Source organism: Vibrio sp. 378 (assembly GCF_033339435.1).
On the sequence record NZ_JAWOUO010000002.1, the window covers coordinates 534630 to 553971 of the forward strand.

At 44.9% G+C, this 19342-nt stretch carries 16 protein-coding genes; 8 read left to right on the top strand and 8 right to left on the bottom strand.

The features are described 5' to 3' along the window. Positions 1 to 194 precede the first annotated feature (194 nt). Positions 195 to 2045, top strand: a complete 1851-nt coding sequence (locus R7Q48_RS05760; protein WP_005374597.1) for an ABC transporter ATP-binding protein — start codon at positions 195 to 197, stop codon at positions 2043 to 2045. Between the two features lie 591 nt (positions 2046 to 2636). Then, complete coding sequence (locus R7Q48_RS05765) at positions 2637 to 3344, top strand: DUF445 domain-containing protein (RefSeq protein ID WP_005383549.1); 708 nt, start codon at positions 2637 to 2639, stop codon at positions 3342 to 3344. A gap of 102 nt (positions 3345 to 3446) precedes the next feature. Here the strand turns inward: R7Q48_RS05765 and R7Q48_RS05770 are convergent, their stop codons facing one another. After that, entirely contained in the window at positions 3447 to 3923 is a 477-nt protein-coding gene (locus R7Q48_RS05770) for an Lrp/AsnC family transcriptional regulator (RefSeq protein ID WP_005374595.1), read from the bottom strand. Between the two features lie 292 nt (positions 3924 to 4215). Continuing rightward, entirely contained in the window at positions 4216 to 4464 is a 249-nt protein-coding gene (locus R7Q48_RS05775) for a hypothetical protein (RefSeq protein WP_130545664.1), read from the bottom strand. A gap of 358 nt (positions 4465 to 4822) precedes the next feature. On the opposite strand from R7Q48_RS05775, the gene R7Q48_RS05780 reads away from it, so the two are divergent. Next, the gene (locus R7Q48_RS05780; RefSeq protein ID WP_085569453.1) at positions 4823 to 5356 is read left to right on the top strand and encodes a GNAT family N-acetyltransferase; all 534 of its coding nucleotides are present in this window, start codon (positions 4823 to 4825) and stop codon (positions 5354 to 5356) included. A gap of 18 nt (positions 5357 to 5374) precedes the next feature. Further along, positions 5375 to 5809 (top strand): hypothetical protein, encoded by a 435-nt coding sequence (locus R7Q48_RS05785; protein WP_017820067.1) that lies wholly within the window; start codon positions 5375 to 5377, stop codon positions 5807 to 5809. Positions 5810 to 5900: 91 nt separating this feature from the next. Here the strand turns inward: R7Q48_RS05785 and R7Q48_RS05790 are convergent, their stop codons facing one another. Next, positions 5901 to 6140: an RNA recognition motif domain-containing protein gene (locus tag R7Q48_RS05790; protein WP_005374587.1), complete on the bottom strand. Its 240-nt coding sequence runs from the start codon at positions 6138 to 6140 to the stop codon at positions 5901 to 5903. Positions 6141 to 6288: 148 nt separating this feature from the next. On the opposite strand from R7Q48_RS05790, the gene R7Q48_RS05795 reads away from it, so the two are divergent. Next, the gene (locus tag R7Q48_RS05795) at positions 6289 to 6822 is read left to right on the top strand and encodes a GNAT family N-acetyltransferase (RefSeq protein ID WP_213866655.1); all 534 of its coding nucleotides are present in this window, start codon (positions 6289 to 6291) and stop codon (positions 6820 to 6822) included. Positions 6823 to 6946: 124 nt separating this feature from the next. Here R7Q48_RS05795 and putP read toward each other — a convergent pair whose 3' ends face one another. From putP to R7Q48_RS05815, 4 genes are all read right to left on the bottom strand, one after another. After that, positions 6947 to 8440 carry a sodium/proline symporter PutP gene (gene putP, locus R7Q48_RS05800; RefSeq protein WP_005374582.1) on the bottom strand — a complete coding sequence of 498 codons (1494 nt, stop codon included), beginning with the start codon at positions 8438 to 8440 and terminating at the stop codon, positions 6947 to 6949. 136 nt (positions 8441 to 8576) lie between these two features. Then, positions 8577 to 9284 (bottom strand): 1-pyrroline-5-carboxylate dehydrogenase, encoded by a 708-nt coding sequence (locus R7Q48_RS05805; RefSeq protein ID WP_005383557.1) that lies wholly within the window; start codon positions 9282 to 9284, stop codon positions 8577 to 8579. Positions 9285 to 9295: 11 nt separating this feature from the next. Further along, complete coding sequence (putA, locus tag R7Q48_RS05810; protein ID WP_213891009.1) at positions 9296 to 12427, bottom strand: bifunctional proline dehydrogenase/L-glutamate gamma-semialdehyde dehydrogenase PutA; 3132 nt, start codon at positions 12425 to 12427, stop codon at positions 9296 to 9298. 406 nt (positions 12428 to 12833) lie between these two features. Then, a complete protein-coding gene (locus tag R7Q48_RS05815; RefSeq protein WP_213906627.1) occupies positions 12834 to 13646 on the bottom strand; it encodes an AraC family transcriptional regulator in 813 nt (270 codons plus the stop codon). Positions 13647 to 14617: 971 nt separating this feature from the next. Here R7Q48_RS05815 and R7Q48_RS05820 point away from each other — a divergent pair. After that, positions 14618 to 15337: a PAS domain-containing protein gene (locus tag R7Q48_RS05820; RefSeq protein ID WP_256903091.1), complete on the top strand. Its 720-nt coding sequence runs from the start codon at positions 14618 to 14620 to the stop codon at positions 15335 to 15337. A gap of 73 nt (positions 15338 to 15410) precedes the next feature. Here the strand turns inward: R7Q48_RS05820 and pdxH are convergent, their stop codons facing one another. Beyond that, positions 15411 to 16046: a pyridoxamine 5'-phosphate oxidase gene (gene pdxH / locus R7Q48_RS05825; protein ID WP_005374570.1), complete on the bottom strand. Its 636-nt coding sequence runs from the start codon at positions 16044 to 16046 to the stop codon at positions 15411 to 15413. A gap of 115 nt (positions 16047 to 16161) precedes the next feature. Here pdxH and R7Q48_RS05830 point away from each other — a divergent pair, with 115 nt between their 5' ends. Both R7Q48_RS05830 and R7Q48_RS05835 read left to right on the top strand, forming a co-directional pair. After that, positions 16162 to 18036: a sensor histidine kinase gene (locus R7Q48_RS05830; protein WP_170889918.1), complete on the top strand. Its 1875-nt coding sequence runs from the start codon at positions 16162 to 16164 to the stop codon at positions 18034 to 18036. Then, positions 18029 to 19252: a sigma-54-dependent transcriptional regulator gene (locus R7Q48_RS05835; RefSeq protein WP_213906625.1), complete on the top strand. Its 1224-nt coding sequence runs from the start codon at positions 18029 to 18031 to the stop codon at positions 19250 to 19252. The genes R7Q48_RS05830 and R7Q48_RS05835 overlap by 8 nt, the downstream gene beginning before the upstream one ends. Positions 19253 to 19342: the final 90 nt, after the last annotated feature.

The window sequence follows — 19342 nt, forward strand, 5'->3', positions numbered from 1 at the left end:
GACAATCACACTCATAACCAACTAGTTACATTTAAGACACAATCGGTTAGACTATTTTTTCGCCCCTCTCGTCAATCGGTCTGCTTTATCGAGGAGCAGGCAAGAAACTCTCATACACGCGGTTTCGTCCAAAGCAGCGTGAATCGATGGATTTAGCCACCCCAAATGGCACTGTTTTAACTTTAGGATGAGTTATGTTTAAACGATTTGAAGGCTTTACAGAGCCGTTCCCCAAATCTACACCGGATCAGCCTCCTTCAGGGATGTTCGCTTTTCTGCGTTATTACACTCGTGGTTATGAAAAGCCTTTGATCATCATGTCTTTGATGGCCACAATTGTGGCTGTTGTTGAGGTAATGTTGTTTGGCGCCATGGGACAATTGGTTGATTGGTTGTCTACCAGCAATCCAGAAACGTTCTTACAAGACAACAAATCGGATTTGATTTTCTACGGAGCCTTATTGCTGGTTGTCATGCCTATATTGGTGATCTTGTACTCGTTGCTCGTTCATCAAACGTTATTGGGCAACTACCCAATGTCTATCCGCTGGCTTGCACACCGGTATTTGCTCAATCAAAGCTTGAACTTCTATCAAGATGATTTTGCAGGCCGAGTCGCAACGAAAGTCATGCAAACCTCATTAGCTGTGCGCGAAACCGTAATGAAAGCTATGGATGTGTTTGTTTACGTTACGGTTTACTTCACCAGCATGATCATTATGTTAGCGACGGCAGACTGGCGTTTGATGATCCCAATGATCGTCTGGTTACTCGCTTACATCGCTATCCAAATCTATTTTGTCCCTAAGCTCAAAGACGTCGCTTCAGCGCAGGCCGATGCACGTTCGACAATGACAGGGCGCATCGTAGACAGTTATACCAATATTCAAACCGTCAAACTGTTTTCTCATAGCCAGCGCGAAACCCAATATGCCGAGCAAGGCATGAAAGGATTTTTGAATACGGTCTATCGTCAAATGCGCCTAGTGACCGGCTTCGACGTCGCTGTAGAGATCTCAAACTATATTTTGGTATTTTCCGTTGCTGCTTTATCGATTTACCTGTGGTTGGATAGTGCCATTAGCGTTGGCGCGATTGCGATTGCTGTTAGTCTTGCATTGCGCGTAAACGGTATGTCTATGTGGATAATGTGGGAAGTTGGCGCCCTCTTTGAAAACATGGGAACCGTTGTCGATGGAATGAAAACGCTCTCTAAGCCTATTGATATTAAAGATAAACCAGGTGCAAAAGACTTGGTTGTCACTGAAGGAGGCATTCACTTTGATAACGTCAGCTTCCATTACGGTGAGAACAAAGGCGTGATTAGCCATCTCGACCTCAACATCAAACCAGGAGAGAAAGTAGGCTTGGTCGGGCGCTCCGGCGCCGGAAAATCGACTTTGGTGAACTTGTTACTTCGCTTCCACGATGTCGAAGACGGCAGCATTAAGATCGATGGACAGAACATCTCAGAAGTCACACAAGACTCTTTGCGTTCAAAGATCGGTATGGTGACCCAAGATACTTCTCTGTTACACCGTTCAATTCGAGACAATATTTTGTATGGCAATCCAGATGCGACAGAAGAAGATTTGCTGAAAGCCACTAAGCAAGCGCATGCCCATGAGTTTATCGAAACTCTGACCGACCCATTTGGTAATGTCGGATACGATGCGCAAGTTGGTGAACGTGGTGTGAAACTGTCTGGCGGCCAACGTCAGCGTATCGCAATATCTCGTGTGCTACTCAAAGACGCACCATTGCTGGTACTGGATGAAGCCACATCGGCTCTGGATTCAGAAGTCGAAGCAGCGATTCAGGAAAGCTTGAATGAATTAATGCAAGGGAAAACGGTTATTGCTATCGCTCACCGATTATCGACCATCGCACAAATGGATCGCCTCATCGTGCTAGATAAAGGCAGCATCGTTGAACAAGGTTCTCATCAAGAACTCATTGCGAATAACGGCATTTACGCCCAGCTTTGGGCGCATCAAACTGGCGGATTTATCGCTGAAGAACTAGACAATCAACATGCTTCTTAACGAGTGATAAGCTCAATAAAAACGGCGCTTTAAGCGCCGTTTTTTATTTTAATCCATGGCTAGACGCTCATATAGCCATTGTGGTTTCTCATATATGAAACACTCTCCATGATAAAGCTCACACTTTTTCTGCTAATATGCCGCCTCGTTGCGTATCCATTGCAATGAACACAATACAGAGTATTGAGCCGTCTTCATTTGTCATTTCACTTTTTGAGAAACAGCTATACTCAATAGATGGCTTAGTTATTATATTAACAATAAGGTAATTAGCTTATGTGTAAATGTGGTTCAATGCAGATCGTACAACTCAAACCAAGTTGGGCTGACAAGCTATTTGGCTACTCAGAAAGATGGAAATGCCAACTTTGTTGTAAGATCTACCGCATCTAAAATTAAAAATAGAATCTTAGTTTTTCTAAGAAAAAGCAGTGGCCCGACAATGATTGTCGGGTTTTGTTTTTCCGAGCATTCATTTTTTTCCCTTCGCTACAAGACTACTCATCACGGCAAAATCTAGCATCTTAATGTGACTTAGGTATAGAATCAGGCCCACTTATTTATTCCGATATTCACATATAACTGGTCACTATGAACAAAAGTTTGCTAACGAATGTCCTTGCTATCGCTTTGATGGCTGGAGGTCATCAATTACAAAACGACTATCTTTGGTATGCAGGGCTGTTTGCGTTCTCAGGCGCCATCACCAACTGGCTTGCCATCCATATGCTGTTTGAGAAAGTGCCTGGATTATACGGTTCTGGCGTGATCCCCGCACGATTTGAAGAGTTTAAACTGGCTATCAAAAACCTGATGATGGAACAGTTTTTTACTGAAGCGAACATTGACCGATTCTTGAATAAAGAAATGGCGGGCGGTGTGAACATCGATCTTCAACCAGTAATTGAGAAAGTAGATTTAAATCCAGCATTTGATTCCCTAGTGGAAGTAATTGAAGGCTCTCAGTTTGGTGGCATGCTAGCGATGTTTGGCGGCTCGGAAGCGCTACAACCCATGCGCCAACCTTTCGTCGAAAAGATGCAAGAATCCATCATTGAGTTGAGCAAGAGCGATAACATCAAAGAAGCACTGAAAGAGCAATTCGAATCTCCTGCAATGATGGATGAGATAAAGCAGAACATTGAAGGTATCATCGATCAACGTTTAAGCGAATTAACACCGGCATTAGTTAAAGAAATGGTGCAAAAGATGATTAAACAGCACCTTGGCTGGCTAGTCGTTTGGGGCGGTGTTTTTGGTGGTTTAATTGGCGTTATCAGCACCTTTATCGGGGCATAATCGCTCACCGATTTATTAAAAAGGAGCTTCGGCTCCTTTTTTAATCGTGAAAAAGTAATATACCAAGCCACGCTAAATAAGGAGGATCAACACATGCCTCGCCTAACCAAGGAGCTCGGGATTAACACCAAATCCCGTTTTATGTTCTTCTATGACCACTTCACTACGAGTTTGAATCACGCCCGGAAGCGTGCCTAACTTACTCGACATAAACTCCTGATACGCTTTCATGCTCTTAACACGAACTTTTATCATGGTATCGAAATCTCCAGAGAGCGAGTAGCACTCTTCAATTTCAGGCATCAATTCCACCGCTTTCGCAAACTTTTCAAAAATAGAAAAACTGGTTTGGTCTAAACGAATATGGATGAATACTTGCACATCCAGCCCCAACTTTTCCGCATTCAACTCTGCATGGTAACCATTGATATACCCTTCTTTTTCTAGCCGCTTTACACGGTCAGAACATGGAGAAGTCGTTAAGTTAATCAGCTTTGCTAGTTCTACAACTGGAATTCTGCCTCTCGAATGAAGCACTCTCAAAATATGTAAATCAATCCGGTCCAATTGATAACTCATTAACCCACTTCCTTGTAACCACTTAGAAAGCATCACATTAATCGTTGCTCAAACAATTGCAAACCATCAAATGCACAGCATGTGAAATTCAGCAGAGAATAACCAGAAAACAACGAAGGAGGGAAAGAGCTATGATTATTGCCGCTCACTTAGTAACCGTGATATGAAGAGAAAAAGCAACCTAGCGGCTCCCGCGGAGTCGCAAATTTGAAAGCGCATGATACGCCTGTATAGATCTGTCGTTCGGGCAACGCCACCCTAATTAGCCATTAATCATGGCTATCACTCAGAATTAGAGTGCGGCCGATGTATGCCGTGTAGGATGTGGAACAACCTCTCCAATTGCACGATGATTACAACAACGGCAGTAGTATTGAGGCTCCATCTCGTAATAATGTTCACCTGATACAAATTTCGCCATCAGCTGTGTAAAACTCACCATTTTGCCTGTTAACGACTCAACAGACTGAGGCTCGCAACGCTTCATAATCACTTTATGTTGCGTTGATTTTCTACAAGCTGCGCAATATATATCCGGCATTTCTCTTCTCCCTACTTTTTCGTCCTACTGACAATTGACATATTTTGTTCAAAATAATTCCACAATTAAAAAGCTCCTTTAATTTTTTGTGCCCTATCTTCAAAAAATTGAACGAAAGTATCAAAAAACTGAGACATTGGTCAGACCTCAACTTTTGTACCATCAATATGAGCAAACGTGCTTATGTGTGTAATAATACGACACATTACACATAAGCAATTGTTCGGGCTTATTATTTAGTAAGGCGCATGACAACTACACGCCTGGCTAGATCGAGCTTTCGAGACGCCTTGTTATCTCGATTTACCCCGCAAACCAGTTGCTAGCAGCTATAGCCGTCTCATCAAGGAAGAAATGCATGACGATACAACCGATTCTCACTACCGAAAGACTCGTCCTCCGGCCATTCAATATCGATGACTGCCAACAAGTGGCTTTACTCGCTGGAGATAAGCGAATTGCCGACATGACAGCAAACATCCCTCATCCTTATGAGCGACCGATGGCGCAAGCATGGATAGATAGGCACGATCCGATGTATCAGCAGCATCAAGGCGTGGCGTACGCTATTACCTTGCGAAACACTGGGGAGTTACTTGGTGCAGTGAGTTTACCGCGTATCGAAGAGGGCTACGGTACATTAGGCTACTGGGTTGGCGTGCCACATTGGGGGAAAGGCTATGCATTCGAGGCCTCCAAAGCCTTACTCGAATTTGCTCGAATGCACTTTGAGTTAAACGGAATAACCGTGATGCATTTGGTGGACAATCAGCGTTCTAAATCGGTGATCCAAAAACTAAATATCCCTTACATCGGTGACAAAACATTGCGCATGCAAGGCAAAGAACGAAAGGTTTGTGTCTACCAACTCACGTTCGTCGCTTCTGAATAAAGTCGAGGAATATGTCGGATGATCATCCATGAAACTTCACAAAATCTGCCCAAGAACAACCCTTTCTTGCTAGGAACTGTATTGTTGTCGCTGTTCTATTTTTCCTACCTAGCAGACAAGATCGTCGAGTTTGGACTCGTAGCACTCACAATAATAGGATTGAAACTGCTCTCAACGTACTTCACGCGCCGCGCGTTCAATCCTAAAACGCTAGATATCGATGCAAGCACCAACACCTTGAAGTACCGCCAGGGCTCAACGGTTTACTTCCGTCTACCTCTTGATGACATTGTCAAAGTCCAAATACAGAAAGAGTTCTTCTCTAGCAAAAGTTTGATGCTCTACACAGTCAACGACGCTTACCAAGTGCCGAATTCAGACAATTTCGATTCTCTACAGTTAAAGGATTTAATGAAACAACTTGAAGAGAGAATTGATGATCAATCTCGCTAAAACGAAAAGAGAAGACATTCTAGAATGTTGCCAATTTGGTCTCTAAATAGAAAGACAAAAAAGCCAGCAATAACGCTGGCTTTTCTCTGTATTAGTCTTGTGCGACTTTCACGCGAATTTTGCTTTTTTCTACGTTCGTCAAATTCAGTGCTTCAAGAGCAGAAATGGCTTCTGCTTCGTCCGGCATGATGACAAAACCGAAGCCTTTCGACAAACCCGTGTCTTGATCAAGCACTAGCGAACACAGTTCTACTTTGCCGTACGCTGAGAATAATTTGCGGATATCTTGCTCGGTCATGTGACGAGCCAAGTTTCTTACTAAAAGTTTCATAATGAACCTAGTTGGTTTGATAACGGTTCGATTCTCTCAGTTTCTCTCTGGCAAACCAAGTGAATAATATGACGGCGTTGACTAGATCATTCTAAGTACATCTGTTTAAATGATTTTCCGTTCATTTTTCACCCATAGGAGAGTCGGCATGGAAACGAAACGTCTCAAACTCATCCCTGCTTGTTTAGAACGAGCCGAAGAGGCGCATCAAGCTGTCGTTCGTAGCCAAAAAACTCTCGAAGTCTATCTGCCGTGGGTGCCTCATGTGCTGACATTAGAAGCGATGATAGAAGGGACAGAGAAAGCCATCGCAAACTTTGAAAACTTCGAAGAAGAGCTGCGTTACTACATGATTGAAAAGGAAAGCGATCGCTTACTGGGTGCGGTCGGCCTGATGATTCGAGATCCCGACGTACCATCCTTTGAGATAGGTTATTGGTTAGATAATGCTGCCGTTGGCAATGGTTATGTTGCCGAGGCTGTGCTCGAAGTTGAGCGCTATGCGTTTGATGACTTGGGCGCCAAGAGAGTCGCAATTCATGCTGATAGCACCAACCAAAAGAGCCGGGCTGTAGCCGAGCGCTGTGGTTATGAGTTCGAAGGAGAGCTCAGAAACGAACGTCTGACTACATCGGGAGAGTTGAGTAACACCGTTATTTACTCCAAAATTCGTCGCGACTAACACTCCAATCTAACCGAGCAATGCTAAGCTCTGATCTCAAGCTACCACCATTAACGTTAATTAAGTTTCAGATAAAACAAAGCCCGCTAAAATAGCGGGCTTTGTGTTCATATACGGGAAGTTACTAGTCTAGTTCAACCAGTTTTTTCTCGAACGACTGGTGTTGGTCTAACACGTCTTGCGCAGCACCACCCGTTGCTTTACTTACCACAATGATGGCAAGCGTAGAGAAGATGATGCCCGGTACGATTTCGTACACATCAAACCAACCGCCAGTTAGCTGCTTCCAAACTACGATAGTGATACCACCAACAAGAATACCTGCTAACGCGCCGTTACGGTTCATACCGCTCCAGTAAAGGCTAAGTACAACCGCAGGACCAAATGCCGCACCAAAACCAGCCCAAGCGTAAGATACAAGACCGAGTACTGAGCTATCAGGCGTCATCGCTAGGAATAGCGCAACAAGCGAAATAACGATAACACCGATACGACCAATCATTACGATTTCTTCAGAAGACGCTTCTGGCTTGAATACTTGCTTGTAGAAATCTTCTGCAAGCGCTGAAGATGAAACAAGGAGCTGTGAGTCAGCGGTACTCATTACCGCCGCTAGGATTGCTGCTAACAACATACCCGCAACGACAGGGTGGAATACTGCGTTAACCAATAGCATGAAGATCTTCTCACCGTCCTCTAGTTGAGTACCCGGATGACCCGTAACCCAAACCAGACCAACAAGACCAACAAGCATTGCACCAACCATAGATAGTGCCGTCCAAATCACTGCGATACGACGTGCAGTCGTTAGATCTTTGTTTGAACGAGACGCTTTAAAACGCGCTAGGATGTGTGGCTGACCAAAGTAACCAAGGCCCCACGCCGCTAGAGAGATAATGGCAATCGCAGATAATGGTTCGCCTTTCGCGTCATTCCATAGCGTTGCAAGTTCTGGGTTGATGTCATGTAGATCAGAACTTAGCTGACCTAAACCACCGTCCATTACCGCTATAGGAACAATCATTAGCGCAGCCGCCATTAGAAGACCTTGCACTAAGTCAGTCCAAGATACCGCTAGGAAACCACCGAATAGTGTGTAAGAAACGACACACACCGTACCGATGATAACAGCGTAGGTATAATCTAGACCGAATACCGTCTCAAACAGTTTGCCCCCTGCGACCAAACCTGAGCTGGTGTAGAAAAGGAAAAATAGAAGAATGAAAAACGCAGAGATTGTCTGAATCAGTTTCGACTTATCGTTGAAGCGACGTGACAGGAACTCTGGCAACGTTAGCGCGTCAGTTTGGATACTGTAGGTACGGAGGCGTTTTGCACTGATGAGCCAGTTTGCCCATGTACCAAGAAGTAGACCGCCGGCTAACCAGAAGGCCTCGATACCCGCAGCGTACGCATAGCCAGGCAAGCCTAGCAGCAACCAACCACTCATGTCTGAAGCACCTGCAGATAATGCAGCAGGCCACGGACCTAGGCTACGGCCACCTAGGAAGTAGTCAGATGAATTGGAAGTCCTCTTATACGCGTAAACGCCAATAGCAACCATAATCAGTAAATACGCCACAAAAGTGGACGTGATAGCAAAGCTATTTTCTATCATTAGATAGTCCTCGTTATAATTATTTCCTTCCTTGCCTGCCCTGATATTTTACCGTCTCAGCAATACATCAGAGTATAAAAAACCAATCTGGACCGGCTCTCAGTCCAGTTACTCCAGATTGGCATTACAAGTCAGGTTAGTGAGTTTCGTTCCCCAACTCGAGTAGAGTTGCGTTACCACCCACCGCGGTAATATTTATCGTTCGAGTGCGCTCAGTAATGAAGCGCAACGAGAGATGAGGATCATGAGCCAATTTCGGTGACTCTAAATCCGTTTCAGAAACTAAGCCGACGATTGCACCGTCACGCTTAGCTAGTTGAAGATTGAGCGCATGCTCAACCTGTGAACGCCCAACATAACCCACACTACGTACATCGCTCTCAAGCAACGGGGCAGACGCATCGTACGCAACAACCTGGACTAAGTTAGATGGGAAGTTTGCCAACGCTACAGCTTGCTTAACCAATTGGTTTAGCTCTGCATTGTCACTGCAAACGACCACACTGTTGCCTGCAATTAAGGCACAGGTGATCATCGCAAAAGCACTGTATAACGCATTATCAGCAGGCTCGATGTTGTTTTCACAAATCACCAAAGCCACACCGCGTCCTGCGGCATACAGTTCGTTAGTTTCCCCTGTAGGGCCAACTAACTGGTGAGTTTCTGCAAGAAGAGCTGATGCTTGTTGCAAGTGGTAAGAAACCACTTTGGCAACGGTAGACTGCTGCCCTTCTAGTGCAGATTTAAATGCCAGAACATGCTCGCATTTGTAATCAAAATCAGTCAGATTCCACTGCTCCCACGCAGAGAATGCATCTTTAAAATAGGTGATCTGATGAACCATAATGCGACTCCTTATGCGTTTTCTGCTTGAGCAAGAAGATGTTGAGTAAAGCGGAATAGGTAGTGTGGACCACCAGCTTTCGGGCCAGTACCCGACAAGCCTTGACCACCAAACGGCTGTACACCAACCACAGCGCCAACTTGGTCTCGGTTGATGTAGCAGTTACCTACTCGTGCATGTTTCTCAATCCAACGGTACGTGGTTTCGTTACGGCTATGGATACCCATCGTCAAGCCAAAACCCGTTCTGTTGATCTGCGCAACCACGTTCGGTAATTCAGACGCTTTAAAGCGAACAATGTGCAAGATTGGACCAAATTGTTCTTCTTTCAGCACATCGATGCCCGAGATTTCAAACGCACTTGGTGAGACAAAGTCACCATGCTGGCACGATTCATCCAGCTGTAGCTGAGCGACTTTAGTCTGTGTTTTGCTCATTTGCTCAAGGTGAGCAAGGAGTTTTTGTTTTGCATTGCTGTCGATAACCGGACCAACATCCGTTTTGTGTAGGTAAGGTAAACCAACATACAGCTCATTCATCGCACCTTGAATCAGGTTGATCATACGGTCTGCTACATCTTCTTGTACAAATAGAACACGAAGGGCAGAACAACGCTGACCAGCAGATGCAAACGCCGAACGAATCACATCACGCACCACCTGCTCTGGCAATGCAGTACTGTCCACGATCATTGCGTTTTGACCACCTGTTTCCGCAATAAACGGAACCGGTTTCGCGCTGCGCTCCGCGAGCGTGACGTTAATGCGTTGCGCCGTTGCCGTTGAGCCAGTGAATGCCACACCAGCAATAGCATCATGAGAAGTCAGTGCATGACCGATCTCAGCGCCGCGACCAGTAAGTAACTGAATCACACCAGCAGGGAAACCCGCATCAAGCATTAATTCAATAGCGCGAGCGGCAATTAAGCTTGTTTGCTCAGCAGGTTTTGCAACCACAGTGTTACCTGCAATCAGTGCTGCCGTTACCTGACCAAGGAAGATAGCCAACGGGAAGTTCCAAGGGCTGATACACACAAACACACCAAGACCTTCACGGCTAGAAATGCGTTTCACACCGTCAAAGCCTTCTAGCTCAAATGGCTGTAGGTTTTGCGCTTGTTTCGCGTAATAACGACAGAAATCCACTGCTTCACGAACTTCATCAATACTATCGTGAATCGTCTTGCCCGCTTCTTTGTGACAAATCGCCACCAGCTCAGCCAGATTTTCTTCCATTAAGTCAGCAAGCTTTTCTAAACAAGCCGCTTTTTGCTCAACAGGAACACCTTTCCAATCAGAGAAAGCAGTTTGCGCCGCATCAATTGCAGAGGAAACATGATCAAGTGTTGCAAATGCCACTTTGCCGACTTCAATTCGGCGATCGTACGGTGCGGTGATGATCTCAGCCGCATTTTCCTTGATCATGCTTTCGGCAAAGCGTTCACCATTGATCATCGGGCCTGCAACCCACTGGTTGTCCATGAAGCTTTCGACCTGCGCTTCAAATGGCTTCGCCTCACTGTCGATATCAATGTTGACGCCATATGAGTTCTTACGCTCAGGGAAAATATCGGCAGGCAATGGAATTTTGTCGTTGTGTAGCGTGTCAAAACCCGTCAACACATCCACAGGGTGATGGGTCAACTCATAAATCGGACAACGCGCATCAACTAGACGGTGTACAAACGAGCTGTTCGCACCATTTTCAAGCAGACGACGAACCAAGTACGGAAGAAGATCAGCATGGCTACCGACAGGTGCATAAATACGTACTGGCTGACCGTACATTTTCATAACATGGTTATACAGAGAATCACCCATACCATGCAGGCGCTGGAACTCGTATTCTTTGTGCTCCGCCATGACAGCAATTGCCGTCACCGTGTGAGCATTGTGGCTTGCAAATTGTGGGTAGATATTACCGCGAACACCTTCGCTAAGTAGGAAACGAGCACAAGCTAGGTATGCAACGTCCGTCGCTTCTTTGCGAGTGTATACTGGGTAATTTGCATAACCCGCTTGTTGAGACCACTTGATTTCGCTGTCCCAGTACGCGCCTTTAACCAAACGCAGAGGAATAACGTCACCTTGCTCTTTTGCGAGTGCATTTAGCCACACCAAGACTGGTAGCGCACGTTTTGAGTAGGCTTGAATAACCAAACCAAACTTGCCCCAACCTTTCACAAGATCGCTACGGTACACTTTCTCAAATAGCTTCAGAGAAAGCTCAAGGCGATCCGCTTCTTCTGCATCGATTGTGATTGCAACGTCGACTTCAATAGCACGTTTTAGTAGTTGCATTAGTGAGTCATACAACTCTGTCATTACACGCTCTTCATTTGCGACTTCGTAGCGCGGGTGTAATGCAGAAAGCTTGATGGAAATCGAAGGCGCAGGGCTGGTGTCGTTACCGTAAGTCTCGCGACCTACCGCTTCGATCGCCATTAGGTAATCTTTGAAGTACTTGTTCGCGTCCGCTGTAGTTAACGCCGCCTCACCCAACATATCAAACGAGTAGGTGAAACCTTTGTCGCGCATTGGGCGACCGTTCTTCTGCGCTTCTTCGATCGTACGACCACGAACAAACTGGTGACCCATTATCTTCATTGCCTGATACATGGCTTTACGAATCACGGGCTCAGAGAATTTATTTACCAGACGGTTTACAGCCTGACCTGGGCTCTGGGTGCCTTGCTCACCAAGACCAACCACTTTACCTGTTAGCATAAGGCCCCATGTTGATGCGTTAACAAACACAGAGTCAGAGTTTTTCAGGTGAGATTTCCAGTCTGCGACACTCAACTTATCTTTAATCAAAGAATCTGCTGTCGCGGCATCTGGGATGCGCATTAATGCTTCTGCAAGACACATCAGCAAGATACCTTCTTGAGTATCTAAGCTGTATTCCAGCAATAAAGCATCAATCATCTGGATTGACTTCTTATCGGCACGAATGGCTTCGATAAGGTGGGTCGTTTGGGTAGTGATCGCCGATTTTTCATCCTCTGTCGGCGTCGCTAGTGGCAATAGTTGCTCTAGCCATTGAGACTCGTCCACCATATATAATGGCGAGATCAGTGACCACAACTTATCAAGCGGCTGCCCGATAAATTCCGGTGTCAACACGTTCGTAGCTGTAAACATGTGTGTTCCTCAATCTCACTCCTCGAAAACCGCTTCGAGGATTATCAATGGCTGGCAGTGTATTTTGAGGCCGATAAGAATACTTGTCAAAAACTACGACATTTTTGCCAAAAACTCGCTTTTATAACAAAACATCCACATAGTCACATTCAAATAGGTAATATTTTGTGTTGTAAATTTTAATTTTTTCATTGCATTCACAACAAAATATCAAGAATATCAATAAGATTTTTGTGAAGAGCTCGTTCTAAGAGAAAATGTAGGATCAAGTGGCATATCAACCACTGCAAAGAACAGAGAATTTAAAAAAACGAGAGATAGGTCACGTGAATAAAACATAAAAAAACCATGCATAGTGCATGGCTTTATTCTAATTGATGATTATTTAACCTAAAAAAACGCGTTGTTATCCAACTTGTTTTTTATAACGGGAAGGTGATATTCCCTGTAAGCGAGTAAAAGTATGAGTAAAAGTACTCTGGCTTGAGAAGCCAGTAAACTCGGCAATTTGCCCTAAAGAAAGGTGACCTTGCTCGATTAATTCGCGAGCCATGTCGATTCGCTTTCCGAGAACATATTGATGAGGTGTAATCCCCATCTGCTCTTTAAACAAGCAATGGAACTGACTTTCCCCAAGAAACACTCGCCCGGCCAATTGAGCCACACTAATCTTATGACTCAGGTGCTGCTCAATGTAACGATCAATCGCCTCCAAATCAAAGCGCGACTCTTTTCGACTGGTCTCAAATGCCGAGATATGGCGCTGCATTAACGCAATCACAGTGTCGTTACACGCACGACTTAACAGCAGGTCATCCGGATGGTTGCGCATTTCCTGAACCAACATCTGTATCAGCTTCTGAATTTGACTATCTAACTGGAAGTAGACATGGTCTCTCTCCAGGTTATTGATTTTTTGAAGCATTTCAGGATCATCATTTGTCGGTTTGGGCATATTCAGCACCAAAATATCCGATTGATTGATGACGCCACCGAAAGCATGATCAGAGCATGCGGTAACCACACAACCTTGACCAGGGCCGACAAGATTACCTCGCCCGCGCACTTCAAATTCGGCTTGCCCTTTTAAACCAATCACGATCTGCGTATAAGAATGATCGTGGCAATCCATATAAGACGGAAGTGTGATCAGCTCCGCCGGCTTTGGCAGCATAATCTCTTGATATGAAAGGATTTTTTGTTTATCTGAGTCACTCATTTTAAACAGTCGTCTTTACACGGTCAGCTTACGTCTTCGCATCATATACCTTCTTTGTTGGGTTGCAACTTTTACCCAACTCAATCGACAAGATCAAATCAGCATGATCAAGTTCATTTACATGATCATAGTTCCGGAACGATGATCATGCGAGGTTAATTTACGGTCAGTGAGCAACCAATTTTATTAACAAAAACGGATAGATAGGCAACACCTTACGTATACATAATCAATCAATGTAAAGATCCTTATTACCGAACAATCTGTTATTTTGTAAAACACCGTGCTCCATATTAGATAAGTCGCCCCTGAAACGGATCGAAACCCACTCTTAAGCTCAACATAGAGGGATTTCCCCCCTTACTAATATGCCTCTGATTCAATACATTAGTTATCGAGCTTTAAGATGCATACGATCTAAAGCTCTCGGTATCTCATTGATACCTCTAACTTACTTAGCAGACCCTCGCTAGGTAATTTAGAACCTCTTCTACACGTCGACAAGATTATATCTTGTGTTGCCAGCCCGTCTTCAGGCTGGCTTTTTTTTCGCTTCTCAACAATGAAAACAATGGCATAAGCTGATATCATAGCTTTTGTCTCACTGTCCCTCTCATATGCTTAGGTGCTGCTCTTTCGCTCACAAGTGATATGAACGTCAACCACATTACAACTGAGTTGTAGGAAGCATGATCAAGGACGATACGAGTTGTAAGCCGAACATTGGCGGACATCCGTGAGCGCACATATCTGTAATGAAACAGACCATTTTCCCAATTAAACTCTTCGTTCCATTTCGTCGTTGTCTATGACTACCTGACGAAAACATCGAACACCATGAATTTAATTGGATTGAGCGCCAATCAACGAACGTGTTCTAGCAACGTAACTGCCTACTTGGCAACATCAATACGAGCCATGTAACACGGACGTCTCTGTATTGGTAAAAGCAGTATGTAGTGAGTCCTTTTGTGAATATTTCAGTCGATACCATAGAACAATCCCTCCTTAAACAGCTACCAGGTTGTTGGGGATGCAAAGATAAAGATTCGGTATTCCTATACGTAAACCAGGAATACGCAGAACTGTTAGGGCACACGTCGCCCGAGGAGTGCTTGGGTAAAACTGATTTTGATATGGCCAGCCCAACCACTGAATGCGCGCAAGAATTTCAACGCCAAGATAAACACGTTCTCGAAACTGGCGAGTCACTAAAAATTCTGGATATCCACCCTTATCCAGATGGCCGCTGGCGAGCACATATATTTACTAAAACACCGTGGCGAAATGACAAAGGCGACATCGTAGGCACCATTTTCTACGGAAGGGAACTCACCGACACCGCCGTGATTGAAGTCGGGTATTGGGTTTGTCGTGCAATCAGTACCAACCCAAATCAACAATCCATCTTTCGTTTTTCTGACTTACAACCAAAACCAGAGAAGCTCACATGCCGCGAGCAAGAAACGCTTTTCCTCTTGCTCTATGGCAAAAAGCCTCAATTTATCTCTCAGGTCATGGGCATATCAACAAAAACCGTTGAAGGTCACGTCGCACGCTTACGTAATAAGTTTGCAGCGAACAGCAAGAACGAGCTAATAGATAAAGCAATGGAAGCAGGCTACGGCTCTGTTGTACCCAAAACGCTGCTTAAGCATCAATTATCGGTTGTGTTGAATGGAGAGCGATAATTCGCATCGCTTCTACCTACAAAAACACCGCCCCAATTCGGCGGTGTTTGTTTATTCATGAGGAACCATAAGCCTATGGCGCTAAACGATCAATGTCCCAACTTCCATCATGCTGGGAGAAAAGAAAACGATCGTGAAGGCGATGCTCGCCACCTTGCCAAAATTCGATGCTCTTTGGTTTTACGCGAAAGCCACCCCAAAAGGTTGGTACTGGTATTTCACCCTTAGCAAACTTCTGTTTTAGCTCTAAAAACTTACCTTCCAACACACCTCTGGCAGAAATACGGCTACTTTGTTTGCTCGCGATTGCGGCCAACTGGCTCTCTTTAGGACGAGAAGTAAAGTATTTCATATTCTCTACGGCGGTAAGCTTTTCAGCCACACCAGTAATATGAACTTGGCGCTCTAACGGATGCCAAGGGAAGTGCAAACTAATATTGCTGTTATGCTCTAGCTGCTGGGCCTTGCGACTGCCTAGGTTGGTGTAAAACACAAAACCATCTTTGTCGACGTTTTTCAATAGAACAATGCGTTGAAACGGCATGCCATTTTCATCAACCGTTGCAACTGTCATCGCTGTCGGGTCCGTTAAACCCGCTTCAACTGCTTGCTCTAGCCACAGATTAAATTGATCAATAGGATCAGCTTTCAAATCTTTACGACGCAGCCCACCTTTGGTGTACTCACGACGAATATCAGCAAGTTCCATCTTTACTCCTTCACTCGTTTTTGTCGATTGTGCTCCCGATACTGAGGAAATACAAGGACATCATTGTGCTTGTTATCGTTGCCGCTCACAGCATCACAGTGCTTCATTTGATACCATGACACAAAAAACCAGTGAGCCGATCGTGAACTTACTCAACCCCAAAGCCCTACGTCATTTTTTACTGCTACTGTGTGCCGTTGGCATTTCAGGGCTTGCGCTTACTCATCATTACGCAACTCAATACCAACATGATCAATGGCAACAAAAGCTAGAGAGACAAGCCGCGCAAGTATCACAAGAAGTGGACTACGAGCTGGCAAAGTTTGAACAGATACCAAACCTATTAAGTCACGATCCGAGATTACTCCAAGCAGTAGAGCGCGGAACGCCCTCTCACGAGCTCAACCTATTGTTAGCAGATTGGTTGAAGCAAAGTTTGGCCGATACGATTTACGTTCATGACCGCACCGGGTTAGTCATTGCCTCAAGTAACTTTCAGCAAGAAGATACGTTTGTTGGCTCTAGTTTTAGCTATCGCCCCTATTTTAAAAATGCGCGACGCGGTGAGCCCGCTCAATACGTTGGATTAGGCGTTCGCTCGAATAAACGTGGGTACTTCTTCTCATCTCCGCTGTGGGTAAATGAGGAAGTCGTTGGCGTGATCACAGTAAAAGTGAATTTGGAGCAATTAGAACAGCGCCTTTCGCAAACCACGACTGACGTACTCATTACAGATAAACACAATGTCGTGTTTATGAGCAATTTACCAGACTGGCGCTATCGTGCACTTTTCCCACTGTCATCGAGTGCAATAAATGAACTTACCGAAACGCGTCAATATGGCGATACCTTACCCGAATATTTTGGTGAGTTAACGGCACACAGTGGTGTCACGGAGTTTGATGACAATCAATTGCTTCTATCACCGAATTACCTCGCATACGCAACACACTTATTGGATAAAGGGTTTCGCGTCGTTGCCTTAATTAACCACAACAGCGTTCTTGCCGCCGTTTTACAGGCCGATATCGTCTTCCTGATCTTATATGCGCTCATTGCTCTAATTGCGTTAGCGTGGTTCCAAACCCTAGTTAACAAAGCACGCCTTGCCCATCTCAATGTGAGCCTAGAAGAAAAAGTAGTGCAACGGACACTAGTTCTGAGTGAAGCCAACCAAAAGCTACAACAGACCATCCGCCAATATGAGCAAAGCCAACAAGAGCTTAAACAAACACAACAAGAACTGACGCAAGCCGCGAAATTGGCACTGTTGGGCGAGCTATCAGCCAGTATTAATCATGAGATAAATCAGCCACTTTCCGCACTAAGAACCTATACCGAAAACTCGCAGCGTTTGTTGGCAATGGAAAAATACCCAATGGTCGCCGACAATTTGGACAAAATGCTGACACTTAATGACACCATTTCGGAAGTCATTGCCCGCTTAAAAGTCTTTACTCGGAAAACCACGCACGATTCACACAATGAAATCTCAGTACTGCACGACGCGGTACATACTGCCACCAGCATTTTGAGCAACAAGCTTATTAAGCAAGGAGTAACACTAAAAGTTCCGGCCATCGACTATGATGTGAAGCTGGCCATTCACAGCGTTGAATTAGAACAAGTGCTGATCAATCTCTTCCACAACGCGGCACAAGCGATGGAAAACCACTGTATCGATCCGCAAATATCCATTGCTGTTCAGTGTCATGATGACAGTTGCGACATTCTTGTTTCCGATAACGGACCAGGGATGTCAGACGAAGCCCTAGCAAAAGTGTTCGACCCATTTTTTACGACTAAGCCGGAGGGTCTTGGATTAGGTTTAACAATCTCCAAGCGGATTATAGAGAGCTATCACGGCTCCCTCTGTGCCTATAAACATCAGAACACAGAACAACAAGCAGGAGGGATGACCTTTATCGTGACGCTACCAATAGTCAATCAGAATAAACGTACCCCAGAAGTGGAAAACGACCATGAATAACCCAGTTTTCTTTGTTGATGACGAACCACACATTCGTGATGCCGTGTCTCAAGCCCTGCTGATTGAAGGGATAGACGTCACCTGCTTACCAAACGCAGTAGAAGCCTTACGCGTAATCGACTCAAATACACCTGCGATTATCATTACCGATATCCATATGCCCGTGATGGATGGCTTGGAGTTTATGCGAACTTTGCGAAGCAAAAACGATCACTTTCAATTCATCGTACTTACTGGACATGGAGATGTGAAAACCGCGGTAGATGCGATGAAAAGCGGCGCGTACGACTTTCTAGAAAAACCGTTTTCAACGGAACAGCTCATGAAATCGCTCAACAATGCCAGCGATAAACTGAACTTGTTGCAAGAAAACATCTGGCTTAAGAAAGAGCTCGACATGCAAACTCATGTTGGTCCGAAAATGATTGGTCACAGTAAGGCCATGGTTAGTATTCGTCGCGCCTTGATCAGTGCGCCCACAAGCCAGCAGCTCATTTTTGTAGGTCAAGATGGTACGGGTCGGCGACTCGCTGCACAATTTGCCCACGACATACATGCAACACCGGATAGTGAGCTAATCGCCGCTTCTGGTGAAGACCTCTATGAGCTTTCATTAGAAGCGCTCGACAAAGCCATACACCGCTTAAGTGAAGGAAAACGCCACTGCAGTTTGTACTTACATAGCGCAGAGCATGTATCATTTGAGCAATGGGAATACTTATTCAAGCACCCAAAACTTGAACGTGTTTTTGGCGCGACCACCCAAGCCGAGCCGCCTCTAAAATCCCTGGCGACTCTAATTCACTTACCGACGCTCGATGAGAGAAAGGAAGATATAGGGCCTTTATACAAGCACTTTGTGCGCCACACCGCGAGCCGATATCAGTTACAGCCGCCACATATCAGCCTAGAAGAGGTCAAACACCTCACCAGTCTCGAATGGCCAGAAAACGTTAAGCAGCTACGCCAATTTGCTGAACTTCGTGCCCTCAAGCCAGATACTTTTAGAATGGAAGATTGGAACAGTGAGAAAAGTCTTGAAATTCAGAGTATGACTCAGCGCACAGAATACTTTGAATATTGCTTGTTATTCGATGCATTGCAAAGACATCGCGGCAGACTCAAAGAGGTTCAACTAGAATTACAGGTATCACGCAAAACCTTGTACGACAAACTAAAAAAACATCAGTTGGATAAAGCCAAGTTCAAGGCGTAATAGCTATACTCCGGCGCTAATTATGCTTTTGTTTGATTTAGAAAGTGTAAGAAAGCTCATTTGAAGAGAGAATAACCCTCTTCTCATATT